At 58.5% G+C, this 13,000-nt stretch carries 10 protein-coding genes and 1 pseudogene; 2 read left to right on the top strand and 9 right to left on the bottom strand.

Features of this window, described 5'->3' with window-relative positions; all coding sequences use genetic code 11:
• Positions 1–69 precede the first annotated feature (69 nt).
• From xylB to WHJ28_RS03625, 8 genes are all read right to left on the bottom strand, one after another.
• Positions 70–1,581 (bottom strand): xylulokinase, encoded by a 1,512-nt coding sequence (gene xylB, locus WHJ28_RS03660; protein WP_340039799.1) that lies wholly within the window; start codon positions 1,579–1,581, stop codon positions 70–72.
• A 67-nt stretch (positions 1,582–1,648) separates the two neighbouring features.
• Positions 1,649–2,959 (bottom strand): xylose isomerase, encoded by a 1,311-nt coding sequence (xylA, locus tag WHJ28_RS03655; RefSeq protein WP_340039798.1) that lies wholly within the window; start codon positions 2,957–2,959, stop codon positions 1,649–1,651.
• A gap of 17 nt (positions 2,960–2,976) precedes the next feature.
• A complete protein-coding gene (locus tag WHJ28_RS03650) occupies positions 2,977–3,993 on the bottom strand; it encodes an ABC transporter permease (RefSeq protein ID WP_340039797.1) in 1,017 nt (338 codons plus the stop codon).
• Positions 3,994–5,496, bottom strand: a complete 1,503-nt coding sequence (locus WHJ28_RS03645) for a sugar ABC transporter ATP-binding protein (protein ID WP_340039795.1) — start codon at positions 5,494–5,496, stop codon at positions 3,994–3,996.
• Positions 5,497–5,573: 77 nt separating this feature from the next.
• The gene (locus WHJ28_RS03640; protein ID WP_340039794.1) at positions 5,574–6,668 is read right to left on the bottom strand and encodes a substrate-binding domain-containing protein; all 1,095 of its coding nucleotides are present in this window, start codon (positions 6,666–6,668) and stop codon (positions 5,574–5,576) included.
• A gap of 61 nt (positions 6,669–6,729) precedes the next feature.
• The gene (locus WHJ28_RS03635) at positions 6,730–7,872 is read right to left on the bottom strand and encodes a Gfo/Idh/MocA family protein (protein ID WP_340039793.1); all 1,143 of its coding nucleotides are present in this window, start codon (positions 7,870–7,872) and stop codon (positions 6,730–6,732) included.
• Positions 7,873–7,892: 20 nt separating this feature from the next.
• Positions 7,893–8,888 carry a sugar phosphate isomerase/epimerase family protein gene (locus tag WHJ28_RS03630; protein ID WP_340039792.1) on the bottom strand — a complete coding sequence of 332 codons (996 nt, stop codon included), beginning with the start codon at positions 8,886–8,888 and terminating at the stop codon, positions 7,893–7,895.
• Between the two features lie 224 nt (positions 8,889–9,112).
• Positions 9,113–10,240, bottom strand: a complete 1,128-nt coding sequence (locus tag WHJ28_RS03625; RefSeq protein WP_340039791.1) for an ROK family transcriptional regulator — start codon at positions 10,238–10,240, stop codon at positions 9,113–9,115.
• A 222-nt stretch (positions 10,241–10,462) separates the two neighbouring features.
• Here WHJ28_RS03625 and WHJ28_RS16470 point away from each other — a divergent pair.
• Both WHJ28_RS16470 and WHJ28_RS03610 read left to right on the top strand, forming a co-directional pair.
• Positions 10,463–10,838, top strand: a pseudogene (locus WHJ28_RS16470) (BlaI/MecI/CopY family transcriptional regulator).
• Positions 10,835–11,083 carry a M56 family metallopeptidase gene (locus tag WHJ28_RS03610; RefSeq protein ID WP_340039788.1) on the top strand — a complete coding sequence of 83 codons (249 nt, stop codon included), beginning with the start codon at positions 10,835–10,837 and terminating at the stop codon, positions 11,081–11,083. Before WHJ28_RS16470 ends, WHJ28_RS03610 begins: the two are co-directional and overlap by 4 nt.
• A gap of 77 nt (positions 11,084–11,160) precedes the next feature.
• On the opposite strand, the gene WHJ28_RS03605 is transcribed toward WHJ28_RS03610, so the two are convergent.
• Complete coding sequence (locus WHJ28_RS03605) at positions 11,161–12,816, bottom strand: YncE family protein (protein WP_340039787.1); 1,656 nt, start codon at positions 12,814–12,816, stop codon at positions 11,161–11,163.
• Between the last annotated feature and the right edge of the window lie 184 nt (positions 12,817–13,000).

Here is a 13,000-nt window from a genome sequence, read left to right as displayed (position 1 = left end):
TCTCAGCGATGTAAAAATGAGCGCTTCCGGCTATGAAATTTTCCGGGAGAAGCGCCTGGAAATCGGCAATCAGCTAAAGCTGTCCTTAAGGGCGGGATAGAGCTCAGTATACAGCCGGTAGAAAGGCTCGTACCGGGTGCTGTCCGCCCCGTTGGGGGCGCAGGACTGATCGGGATGCACAATAGCGTCGCAGGCGGTGGGCACGTCGGGATACACCCCCGCGCACACGCCAGCCAGAATGGCCGCGCCCAGGGCCGGGCCCTCCTGGGCCGCCTTGGCGGTCTGGACGGTGCAGCCAAGCACATTGGAGAGCATCTGCCGCCAGAAGGGGGAGCGTCCGCCGCCGCCGCAGGCCATGATGTGGTCGGGGGCCACGCCCATTTCCCGCAGAATGTCCAGGCACTGGCGCTGAGAGTAGGACACGCCCTCCATCACCGCCCGGATCAGATCCCCCCGGCCGTGCATGGCGGACAGGCCGATGAAGGCTCCTCTGGCCTTCTCGTCCAGCAGCGGGGACCGCTCGCCCATCAGATAGGGCAGGTAGAGCAGCCGGTTGGAGCCAATGGGGGACTGGGAGGCCTCCCGGGTCATGATGTCGTAGGGGTCCACCCCTTCCGCCTCCGCCTGCCGCCGCTCTTCAGCGCAGAACTGGTTGCGGAACCACTGGAGGGACAGACCAGCGGCCAGGGTGCAGCTCATCACTGTCCACGCTCCGGGCGCGGCGGCGCAGAAGGTATGGACCCGTCCGCCGGGGTCAATGCTCACCTGGTCGGCGTGGGCAAAGACCACGCCAGAGGTCCCCAGAGTCACAAAGGCCCGGCCGGACCGCACCACGCCGGTACCCACCGCGGCAGCGGCGTTGTCTCCCGCGCCGCCTGCCACCGGCGTTCCGGGAGTCAAACCGGTAGCCGCAGAGGCGGCTGCCGTCACCGTGCCGGTAAGATCAACGGATTCATACAGCTTACCCAGCAGAGCCGGGTCAATATCCAGCTTATCCAGCACCTCCTGGCTCCAGCAGCGGCGGGCCACGTCCAGCAGGTTCATGCCCGAGGCGTCGGACACGTCAGTCGCAAACTCCCCCGTCAGCTTATAGCGCAGGTAGTCCTTGGGCAGCAGGATGTGACGGCACTTGGCGTACAGCTCCGGCTCATGGCGGCGCACCCACAGGATCTTGCCGGCGGTAAAGCCGGGGAGGGCCGGGTTGGCGGTGAGCTGGATGAGCCGCTCCTTCCCTACCAATTCTGTGATCTCCTGGCACTCCCGGCCGGTGCGGCCGTCGCACCACAGGATGGATGGGCGGAGCACCCTTCCCTCCCCGTCCAGCATCACCAGACCGTGCATCTGGCCGGACAGGCCCACGCCCTTCACTTCGCTGGGTGATACGCCGCTCTGATCCAGCACACCCCGGATGGTCTCACAGGCAGCCTGCCACCAGGCTTCCGGGTCCTGTTCCGCCCAGCCGTTGTGGGGCTGGTCCAGCGGATAGGTGGCGGTACAGGAGGCCACGGTGCGGCCTGTCTCGTCAAAGAGGGCGGTCTTGGTACCGGAAGTACCCAGATCCACGCCCATCAGATATGCCATAGCCCTTTCTCCTTTCCAATATAAAAGGGGCGCACCATACTGGGCGCGCCCCTCCGCGCACAAGCGCTCAGCGGAACATGACGTTGTTGACAATGGTCTCCAGGTACTCCTGCCGCCCGCTGGGCACGTCGATCTTCTCCAGGCCCATGGCATAGTCGGACAGGGACTCCAGAGTGGCGGTGCCGTCCACGATGGTCTTGCCCACGCCGCTGCGATAACTGGCATACCGGTCCTCCACGAACTGATCCAGGCGGCCGTCTGCCTGGAGGGCCAGAGCCTTCCGCAGGCCCAGGGCGAAGGAGTCCATGCCGGCGATGTAAGCCAGCAGGATGTCCTCCAGGGTGTTGGAGGGACGGCGGGTCTTGGCGTCGAAGTTCAGGCCACCGTTGGTAAAGCCGCCCGCCTTCAGCACCTCCATCATGCAGTAGGTGGTGTTGTACACGTCGGTGGGGAACTGATCGGTATCCCAGCCCAGGAACAGGTCTCCCTGGTTGGCGTCGATGGAGCCAAAGGAGTCGTTGACAATGGCGGTCCGCAGCTCATGCTGGAAGGTGTGGCCCGCCAGAGTGGCGTGGTTGGCCTCGATGTTCATCTTAAAGTCGTCGGTAAGGCCGTACTTCCGCAGGAAGTTCATGCAGGTGGCCACGTCGAAGTCATACTGATGCTTGGTGGGCTCCTTGGGCTTGGGCTCGATGTAGAAGTCACCCTTGAAGCCGTGGGCACGGCCATAATCCCGGGCCATCTTCAGGAAGCGGGCCAGATTGTCCAGTTCCAGCCCCATGTCGGTGTTCAGCAGGGTCTCATAGCCCTCGCGGCCGCCCCAGAACACATAGCCGGTAGCGCCCAGCTCAATGGCGGCATCCATACAGGCCTTTACCTTGGCGGCTGCCACAGCATACACGTCGGCGCTGCAGGAAGTGGCGGCGCCCGCCATGAACTTCTTGTCACCGAAGTTGTTGGCGGTGACCCACAAGCACTTTTTATGGTGCTTTTCCTGAAGCTGCTTCAGGTAACTTACCATGATCCGGAAATTCTCCAGGCTCTCCCGGACGGTGGCTCCCTCGGGCGCCACGTCCACATCATGGAAACAGTAATAGTCCAGATTCAGCTTATCCATCAGGCCGAATGCAAAGTCGGCCTTGGCCCGGAACTTGGCCATGGGATCGCTCTGGCCAAAGCTCTTATCCATGGTGCCGCTGCCGAACATATCCACGCCCTCGGCGCAGATGGTGTGCCAGTAGCTCATGGCGAACTTCAGGTGCTCCCGCATGGGCTTGCCCGCCAGCACCTCGTCCGGATTGTAGTATTTGAAGGCAAAGGGCTCGTTGCTGTCCGGCCCCAGATAGGGGATGGTTTTGATCTCATCGTATGCTTTCATAATGCGTTCCCTCCCGTTTAATTTCCGCTCTTTTTCAGCTTGCCGCGGATCACCGGCACCACCATCTGGATGAGGACGGCCACCAGCAGGATGGAGCCCTTGATGGTGTCGTTGATCAGGGCGTCCAGGCCCAGAGATGCGATGATCTTGTCAATGATGGTGTAGGACATGGCGCCGAAGAGCACGCCCAGCAGCTTGCCCTTGCCGCCGCTCATGCTGATGCCGCCGATGACCACTGCGGCAATGGCATACATCTCATAGCTCTTGCCCACAGTAGCGGGGTCCACAGAGCCGTTCATGGCCAGCAGCAGGAAGGCGGATACGCCCGCCAGCAGACCGGTGACCACAAACACCATGACCCGGGTGACCGTTACGTTGATACCGGCCAGATGGGCCGCCTTCTCGTTGGAGCCGATGGCATATACCCGCTTGCCGAATTTGGTCATGGTGGACACATACACCATGATGGCCGTGACCAGGATGAGTACGATACCCACTACCGGCACGGTGAGGACTTTGGCCTGACCAAAACCGTAGATGGCGTCGTAAGTAGACAGGGTGCCCTCCATGTTATAGATGGACAATCCCATGGTACGCAGATAGTACTGGGCGATGGAGCGGTAAATCAGCATGGTAGACAACGTCACGATAAAGGCGGGCATTTTCGCTACGCCTACAAACACGCCGTTGATCAGGCCGCACACAGCGCCGGCAAACAGGGCGAAAAGGAAGGTGATGACCGGATTGTTGGTGTTATTGAACACCACGACGGTCAGGCCGCCTACCAGTGCCAGCATGGAACCCACCGACAGATCGATGCCGCCGGTGATGATAACCATACCCATACCGAAGGCCAGGATACCCACCACGGCGGAGTGGCGCAGGATATTCATCACGCCGCTCCAGGTGGTAGCGCCCTGGTTGATGATCAGGTAGGCCACAAAGATGGCCAGGAAAATTAGAACAAAACTATAATTGCCAATGGTTTTTGTAATGGAGCCGGACTTCCGGGCTGTCAAAGTGTTCTTTTCCATTTACTTGGACACCTCCACAGTATTGATGGCGTTGGTCGCCTGGAGCATGACGGCCTCCTCATTGATGTCCCGGCGCTCCAGCTGGGCCTTCAAATCTCCGTGGTAGAAGATCACACAGCGGTCGGCAACCTTTTGGATCTCGGGGATCTCCAGGGTATTGACCAGAATGGTCTTGCCCGCCTGGGCCAGCTCCTGGATCAGACGGTAGATCTCCGCCTTGGCGCCCACATCGATACCCTGGGTGGGGTTGTCCATCAAAAGGATATCCGCCTTGGTGTTGAGCCACCGGGCCAGGATCACCTTCTGCTGGTTACCGCCGGAGAGGGCGGTAATCATATCGTCAGGAGAGTTGGATTTGATGTTGAGCTTCTGGCGCAGCTGCTCGTATTTCACGGTTTCCTTCTTCTTGGAGATGTGCTGATGGCGGAAGCTCAGAGTATGTTCCGAGACGTAGTTGTTTTCCAGCAGAGTGAAGTCCGGAATGATGGAGTTTTCTTTCCGGTTGGCGGCAATCATGGACACCTTGTTCAGCATGGCCTTGTGAATGGTGTGGCCGGTGATGGGGACGCCTGCAATGCGCAGTGTACCCCCGGTGATGGGCAGTTCTCCGAAAATGGTCTGGAACAGTTCGCTGATGCCGGCGCCCACCAGTCCGGTAAAGCCCACCACCTCGCCCCGGCGGATGGTCAAATCAATATTGTGAAATCCCCGTCCGCACAGGCCCTCCATTTCCAGGATGGGCTCACCCAGCTCACGCTGAATATAGGCCTCCTCTTCGCTGTACCGCTCGCCCACCATCATGCGGGTCACTTCCGTGGGAGTGGTATCAGCAATGGCGCCGCTATGGATAAATTTGCCGTTTCGCAGCACCGTGTACCGGTCTGCCAGGGCAAATATTTCTGTCATCTTATGAGAGATAAAGATGAAGGATTTCCCCGCCTCCTTCAATCGCCGGACGATGGCGAAGAGGTGGGCGATCTCCTCGTTGTTCAGTGCAGTGGTAGGTTCGTCCAGAATAAAGAGTTCCGCATTGGCGTGCAGGGCCTTTGCGATCTCCAGGAGCTGCTTTTTTCCCGTCTCCAGCTCAGAGACCATCGCGCAGGGGTCAATGTCCACGCCCAACCGCTGAAACAGCGCATGGGACTGCTCGATCATGGCCCGCTTGTTCAGATTGCCCAGCCGCCCGGTGATCTCCTTGCGGAGAAAGATGTTTTCGTAAACTTTCAGGTCGTTAAACAGGTTCAATTCCTGGTGAACAAAGGCGATACCGGCCTGCTCCGTGGCGGCAACGGTGTTGTGTTCCAGGGGTTTGCCGTTAAAAACCACCTGACCGCTGTCTCTGGTATAGACGCCGGCCAAAATATTCATCAGGGTAGATTTTCCTGCTCCGTTCTCTCCCAGCAGCGCGTGGATCTCCCCCCGCTCCACGCTGAAATCGACATGATCGAGTACCGTCACTCCAAAAAAGCTTTTGGAGATATCGGTCATCTTCAGCATCTCCATGTCTAACCTCCTGTTCCTCTTATGGGGCGCAGGGCCCGCTGGCGCTGAGCGCCCGCGGGCCCTGCGGGGTGGATATCTTACTGGGAGACCGCGTCGCCAAAGCCCTTGTACTGGTCAACGTTGGTCGCGTCCACGACCTCAACGGGGATGACGTGATCCTGCTTCACCTCGCCGCCCTCCAGGTGGGTGATCATATCGTCGATGGCGATCTGGATCATGGCGGGATCATAGGTCACGGAGAACAGATCAGCCAGCTGGCCGACCTCGGCAGTGTAGTCCTTCTGATGGATGCCCTTCAGCACGCTGTAGATCTCATTCAGGCCGGAGGAAGAGCCCAGATGCACGCCGGCGCCCAGGAAGGCCTGCTTCTTGGCCTCGTCGATGTCGGAGCTCTTCAGAGCCTCCAGGATGCCCATGGCGATCTCATCGTCGTGGGTGAAGATGTACTTGGTAGCGGTGATCTCTTCCACAGTGGAAGCTTCCAGCCACTCGGTAAAGAGCTTCTTGCCCTCGGAGCGGCTCCAGCCGGTGTAGGCGGTGGACTGGATGCCGGCGATCTGCTCGTCAGTCCAGCCGTTGTCCTTCAGGGTCTTCTGGAAGCCGTTGTTGCGCATCTCGGGCACGGAGGAGTTGTCGCCAGGCATCACCAGGATCTTGTCGCCGGGCTGCAGGCCGTTGTCGATGAAGCGCTGGGCAGTGGCGGAGCCGATGCCCTCATTGTCACCCTTAACGGAGGCAACAGCGTCAGCGGAGACGGAGTCAATGATGCGGTCAAACATGACGAAGGGGATACCGCTGTCGGCCAGCTTCTTCATAGTAGCCTCCAGGGTGTTGTCCTGGGGCAGGATGACCACAGCGTCAGCAGTCTTGTTGGAGATCAGGTCCTCCACCTGGGAGATCTGGTTGGCAGCGTCGGTAGAGGTGATGACGGTAGCGGAGTACTTGCCCTCCTCGTTGATCTGGGCAGCCTTCTCCTCGGCGTAGGTCATGACGGCGCCGGTCCAGCCATGGTCGGCGTTGGGCACCAGGATGGCAATTTTGCTGCCGGCAGCGGGCTCGCCGCCAGGCTGGGTCTCACCGCCGCCGCTGGGGCTCTCGGTGCTGCCGCCGCCGCAGGCGACCAGGCTCAGGGACATGACGATTGCAAGGATAAGCGCAAGATACTTTTTCATGTTCATTGGTCCTCCTTATCAATTTATTTTCCGCGGCTGCCGCCGCAAAAAATGCCGTGTGTTACATCTCCACCCAGGCGGAGTCCTTCTCGGCGCTCTCCACCACCGCGTGGACAAACTTGACGCCCTCCACACCGGCGTCCACCATGGTAATGGAATCGGTGGAGTAGGGCCTGCCCGCCTTCTTCTCAATGAGGGCGGTGACGTAGTCCCGGTAGATGTTGGCGAAGGCCACATACAGGCCCTCGGGATGGCCCACGGGCAGACGGCTGTAGCCGCCGGCGGGCTGGTCGATGCCGTTGCCGCCCCGGGTGAGCATCTGCATAGCGCCGCCCTTGGGCGTATAGTACAGGCTGTCGGGTTGCTCCTGGTGCCACTCCAGGGAGCCCTGATCGCCGAACACCCGCACCACCAGGCCGTTGTAATGGCCGGCGGCGATCTGAGAGCACCAGTAGGCGCCGTTGACGCCGTTTTCATACTCCACCAGAATGTTGGCGTTCAGGTCCAAAGCGTGACCGTACTTGTTGGTGGTGGCGGCCAGGCGCTTGATCTTCAGGCCGGTGACATAACGAACATAGGCCTCGATGTGGGTGCCGATGTCGCCCACGCAGTTGGAAATGCCGGAGAATTTGGGGTCCTTCCGCCAGACGGACAGGTTCTCCTTGGCTCCCTCCTGGGGCTCCAGCTCGTTGATGAGCCAGTCCTGCACATACTCGGCGTTGACGGCGGCGATCTTGCCGATCTTGCCGGCGGCGATCATATCCTTCATGACCCGGCTCATGGTATAGCCGGGATAGGTGTAGGTCACGGCAAAGAGCAGATCCTTCTCCTTGGCCAGAGCCTCCAGCTCCTCTGCCTGGCCAACCTCAAAGCACAGGGGCTTCTCGCACACCACATTGATGCCCGCCAGCAGGAACTCCTTGGCGATCTCGTAGTGGAGGAAGTTGGGAGTACAGATGGAGACGAAGTCGATGCCGTCAGGCCGGGCAGCCTCCGCCTTGGCCATCTCCTTGTAGTCGGCATACATCCGGTCGGGGTCGATGCCGTAGGCCTTGGCGGTATCCTCGTTCTCCGATGGGATGTTGGAGAAGCAGCCGCACACCAGCTCCGCCCGGGGATCAAAGGCGATGGCCTTGCGGTGCACCTCGCCGATGAAGGCATACACGCTGCCGCCCACCATGCCGTATCTCAGTTCTTTTGCCATGCTTTCAGACCTGCCTTTCCTCAGCCATTGGAGATGGCGTCGTCAAACTTGATGTCGGACTTCTTGAAGTCCACCTTGCGGACGAAGGCGGCGGCCTCGGTGGCGCCGTCAATGCGGTCCATGCCGCTGTCCTCCCACTCCACCGACAGGGGGCCGTCGTAGCCCATGTCGTTGAGCACCCGGATGATCTCTTCGAAGTTCACATCGCCGTGGCCCAGGGAGCGGAAGTTCCAGCCCCGGCGCAGGTCGCCGAAGTCGATGTGGGAGCCCAGCAGGCCGCTGCGGCCGTCCAGGGTGACGGCGGCGTCCTTCATGTGGACGTGGTAGATGCGGTCACGGAAGTCGGACAGGAACAGATGGGGCTTGATGCCCTGCCAGATCAGATGGCTGGGATCGAAGTTGATGCCGAACTCCAGCCGGTCGGAGAACTTCTCCAGCAGGCGCTTGGTGGAGTAGTAGTCAAAGGCGATCTCGCCGGGATGGACCTCCAGGGCAAACTTGACATCGTTCTTCTTGAACTCATTGAGGATGGGGGTCCACAGCTCCACGATTCTGTTGTAGCCGTCCTCGATCATCTCCTCGGTGGTCTGGGGGAAGGAGTAGAGGTACTTCCAGATGGGAGAGCCGGTAAAGCCAGTGATGATCTTAACACCCATCTTGTTAGCCACCACGGCGGCCTTCTTCATGGTATCGATGCCCCACTGGCGGATGGCGTCAGGCTGGTCAGCCAGTGCGGCGGGGGCGAAGTTGTTCAGCCGGGGGTCGGGCGCGTCGCCCACGCACTGGCCGATGATATGGGTGGCCAGGGCTTTGCAGATCAGGTTATGCTTTTTCAGCGTCTCCTGCACCCAAGGTATGTAGCTCTCATCCTCCAGAGCCCGGTCCAGATCCAAATTGCTGCCCCAGCAGGCGATCTCCAGGCCGTCATAGCCCATCTTTTCCGCCAGCGCGCACAGTTCGTCCAGAGGCAGGTCCGCCCACTGACAGGTACACAGAGTAACAGGTCGTTTGCCCATAACTGGTTCCTCCTTTTCCTTATCACCGTTACGCTATCATAAATCTGTTTTATAAAATAGATTTACTAAAGTTCTTGGCATTAGGTTACTCTCTCCATTCAAAAAAGTCAATCCCCTTTTTGACATTTCTCCCAATGTTCAAAAAGATTGTACAAAGTGCTGTGTGCTTTTTGCCAAAAAGGGACGCCCAGCAGGATTACTGTCGGGCGTCCCTTTCTTTCCATTTAAAAAGAGTCCAAAAATCGGTTTACATCGTGCAAAGCCGCACCCACACAGGCACTGTGGGATTTGAATCGGTCCAAAGTCAAAAATGCGCCGTCTCCATCAAAAAGCGTCTTTTGACATACCTCCTGTCGAATCAGGTCCAGCTGATCCTCCAGATAGGCCGCCAGCATACCGCCCAGCACAATGTCGCAGTCCATACCCATGCGGATGATGGCCAGGCCGTCCGTCAGATGGTGGCGATACTGCTCCCAGGTCAGTGCAATCTGGTGGTTGCCGCACTTTAGCATGGAGAAAAATTCCTCCAGGGTGATACCCAAGTCATCACTGAGGCGAGAAGTAGAACAATAGGCCTCCAGACAGCCCCGCTTGCCACACCGGCAGGGCCTGCCGTCAGGCACCACACAAATATGGCCAAACTCTCCGCTGCGGCCATTGTCCCCGGTGTAAGGCTTATTTTCCATAAGGATGGCGCCGCCCACGCCTCGCTCCAGAGAGAGATAAATTAGGTTTCTCCCCTCTCTTCTGGCCCAGCTTTCCGCATATCCGCTGGCATTGGCGTCGTTTTCTACACGAACTGCGTAGGAAAAGGCCCCTGTGATTTCAGCCAGAGGGATATCCCGCAGTTCCAGCGTGGGGGCAAACACCAGACGCTCCCGTTCCGCATCCACAATGCCCGGAACGGTGATCCCCACGCCCAGCAGTCTTTTCCGATCCAACCCCAGCGCATCCAAAAACTCCTCCAATAACTGGGCGACCTGCTGATAGTAGCGCGGACCATGATTGAATCTTTTATATATCTTTTGGTATCCCAGTTCCTGGGCCCGGATGTTGATGGCCACCAGCCGCACCGCATCGTCCATGATGGAGATTCCCACGGAAAACCGGGCGTCCGCCACCAGGGAAATGGTTCTGGGCTTCCGCCCGCCTGTGGAGGCCTGGGTGCCGGAATAGGACAGCAGGCCCTCCTCCAGAAAATCATTCAGATTACCAGATACCGTGGGCAAACTTAATCCCAGGGCCCCGGCAATCTCCTGTTTAGTCACCGGCTCCACATTTTGATAGATATACTGGTAGATCCTTCGCCGATTGGTTTGTTTCAGGGCTGCAGACGTCAGTGCCTTTTGCATACGCCACCCCTTCTTTTATAAAAGTATTTTCTATTACATTCAAGCTATCATATTCTTCGACAAAATGCAAGGGGGTGGAGATATTTTTTCAGCTTATAAAAAAGGCATCTCTCCCGCTTTTCTCTTCCACCAGCTTTATTAACGCTTTCGTTAATATTCTCCTGACTTCCTGGCAGAGATGCGTTATAGTTCCATTAGAAAAATAGTTAATAGAGGCGTGGTATGGAACACAGTGTATCTCTTTCTCACAGCGAGTGGCTCATTATGCAGGAGATCTGGAAACGGGAGACCGCTACCTTTCGGGAGATCTGTGACGGTGTTGCGGGCCAGAACTGGAGCAAGCCGGCGGTGGCCGCCTTCCTGAATCATATGGAGAAAAAAGGCCATCTCCTGTGAAGTGGCCAGGCCGGTAAAGCTCTACCGGCCACTGATTCAGAAGGAAGCTGCGGTACAGGAGGAGACCCGGCAGATTTTGGACAGGGTGTATGGTGGGGATGTAGCCCTGCTGGCCCAGTCCCTGGTGAACTCGGAGGCGCTTGACAGCACAGAGGTAGAAGAGCTGATCACGCTTTTGCGGAAAGGCAGGGAAGGCTCATGACGCAGCTGCTGCAAATGAGCGTACAGGGGACTTTAGTCATCACCGTGCTGCTGCTTCTGCGCACACTCTTCCGCAGGCGCATCTCCCCTGTAATCCTCTACGCCCTGTGGCTGCTGCCAGCCGCCCGGCTTCTTGCTGCGCCCTGGTGGTCATCGTGGTGGTCTCTCTCCTCACGCCCGCACCCCGGCAGACGGTGCTGGATCAGTTTGAGGCAGCAAGAAAATAAAGGTAAAACCTCCGGCTAAACCCGGAGGTTTTACCTTTTTCCGAATCAACAGTTTCGAAAGCCAGACAACGCAGCAAAAAATGAGCGGCAGCTTCTTTAGCGGGAATCTTTTCCGTAAAACCGATACACCCTTGTTCGATTTCTGCTCGACTGATGGGTGGCAAGGCATAGTTCGCCTGCCTGATTCAGCGTATGACCCACAATATCCCCTACGAAGCGATGCCGGGACAGCGGCTCCAGATCGGGTGACCAACATTCAACATATCCGCCGTTGGCGACCCAGATGCGGTTTTGGCCGTCCACCACCGCCAGATAGTCCTTCTCCTGATTGCGCAGTTCCTTGCGCAATTCAAACTGCTCCAGATCGATCACTGCCAAACCGGAGCCATAGCCGGCACAAACGAGAAAACTGCCGTCCGGTGCGATGGACAGGTCAGACAGATACGGAACCGAGATCTGTCCCGCCTCCTGGAGATCCAACGTAAACCGAAGAAGGATATCGTCTTGTTGATAAGTGCCCTGCTTCAGCTGATACAGGTAGGTTCCATCGGTCTGGACAGGTTGATCGCTGTGCGAAACCGCAGAATGCAGGCACTGCCCCTCCATCGTCAGGCAGTGCAAAAAGGTCTCCTCTCCACTGCTCTCGGACAGATAGATGCGTTCTCTCAACACCGTGATGCACCCAGGCGAGCCTTTCCTGCTCCAGAGGAGGTTGCCCTCCGCGCTATAGCGGTACAACACGGACCAGTTGTTTGCATCATCGACTGGGTGCATGGCGGCCAGAAAGCCACCGTCGGGCAGCAGATACCCGCGGCTGAGCGTCATGGACGCTCCGTCCGCGGTTCGGGGCAGCGCCAGCGGAACCGGGAGCCGCCCGGCGGAGTCGTACACAACGCTTGCGGCCCCCGGCGTATAAACGCCGCACCTGACCTCCACCATGTCGCTGGCAAAGGTCAGCAGCCGCCCATCTGCTTCTGCGTAGGAGAGGTCAGCCAATCCCTCCTCCATCAGAGGAGTGAGCAGGAGGTTCCCATCTCCATCCCAGTGGGCCCATTCACCGCCGGCGCAGCAATATCCGATAAATGTGCCGACGGGATATCCCAAAAACCTGGCCTCCTCTTCATCGGCATAACTCAGAGGCCGCAAAATCATCGCGGAGTCTTCATTTTGCAGCGCTCGATCTCCAATCTCCTGCACCAGCTCCATACTGGTCTGGTTTTTGAGTTTGGGCGGCAGCGGATGGGCCTCGATCCATGCACGAAGCGGCCCTTCATCCGCCGGTTGGAATTCCACTGCCGTAAAGTCATCATCCCAGCGGACAAACAGCGGCGTCCCCAGTAAACTGGAGAGGATCTGCAGCTTTTCCTCCTGATCCGGTTCGGTAAAGAGCCGTTTCAAAAGCGGTGCAACCTGCTGCGGCAGCCCCAGGCCGGCGCAGAATACATTGGCATTGCCCAGTACCCGCCCCTCTCCCCCCTGAGTGAAGATCGCGTGGCGCGCGGCGCGCTTTCCCGAGACATAGAGCGCCAGCGACAGGTCATCACCATCGAACATGGACACGGAGAGTACGGTACAGTCCAGCTTCCTGGAAAGCCACCCGGCCTTTCGGTCCAGCTGGCCAAAGTAGAGTTCACCGGGGCAGGCGGTAATAAAGCGTTCCGACCATGTCCCCACAACGGCGTTGGGCATGGCGGCTTTGACTGCATCCTCTGTTGTTCCAAGGATTTGAAGGCTGCTCACAGTGGTGCCCATAGCGTCATCTCCTTACTCGTGCGGCGCACAGCTGCCGCCGTTTCGCTTCTGCCAGTGGCATGGGCCCCATGTCCCCGCCTCTGATCGCAGAAACGCCTCTGTATAGTCTCAGTATATCTGCTTTCAGGGAAAAAACAAGATGAAACATACGCGTGACAGGAAAACGAGTCGGCACCCACAAGAA

The organism is Flavonifractor porci (genome assembly GCF_037572415.1).
GTDB classification, from domain to species: domain Bacteria; phylum Bacillota; class Clostridia; order Oscillospirales; family Oscillospiraceae; genus Flavonifractor; species Flavonifractor porci.
This window is presented reverse-complemented; position numbering and strand designations above follow the sequence as displayed.

What these genes read in the sequence shown, in the direction of transcription:
- xylB (WP_340039799.1), bottom strand. Translation starts at nt 1,581, where the DNA reads ATGGCATATCTGATGGGCGTGGATCTGGGTACTTCCGGTACCAAGACC.
- xylA (WP_340039798.1), bottom strand. Translation starts at nt 2,959, where the DNA reads ATGAAAGCATACGATGAGATCAAAACCATCCCCTATCTGGGGCCGGAC.
- WHJ28_RS03650 (WP_340039797.1), bottom strand. Translation starts at nt 3,993, where the DNA reads ATGGAAAAGAACACTTTGACAGCCCGGAAGTCCGGCTCCATTACAAAA.
- WHJ28_RS03645 (WP_340039795.1), bottom strand. Translation starts at nt 5,496, where the DNA reads ATGGAGATGCTGAAGATGACCGATATCTCCAAAAGCTTTTTTGGAGTG.
- WHJ28_RS03640 (WP_340039794.1), bottom strand. Translation starts at nt 6,668, where the DNA reads ATGAAAAAGTATCTTGCGCTTATCCTTGCAATCGTCATGTCCCTGAGC.
- WHJ28_RS03635 (WP_340039793.1), bottom strand. Translation starts at nt 7,872, where the DNA reads ATGGCAAAAGAACTGAGATACGGCATGGTGGGCGGCAGCGTGTATGCC.
- WHJ28_RS03630 (WP_340039792.1), bottom strand. Translation starts at nt 8,888, where the DNA reads ATGGGCAAACGACCTGTTACTCTGTGTACCTGTCAGTGGGCGGACCTG.
- WHJ28_RS03625 (WP_340039791.1), bottom strand. Translation starts at nt 10,240, where the DNA reads ATGCAAAAGGCACTGACGTCTGCAGCCCTGAAACAAACCAATCGGCGA.
- WHJ28_RS03610 (WP_340039788.1), top strand. Translation starts at nt 10,835, where the DNA reads ATGACGCAGCTGCTGCAAATGAGCGTACAGGGGACTTTAGTCATCACC.
- WHJ28_RS03605 (WP_340039787.1), bottom strand. Translation starts at nt 12,816, where the DNA reads ATGGGCACCACTGTGAGCAGCCTTCAAATCCTTGGAACAACAGAGGAT.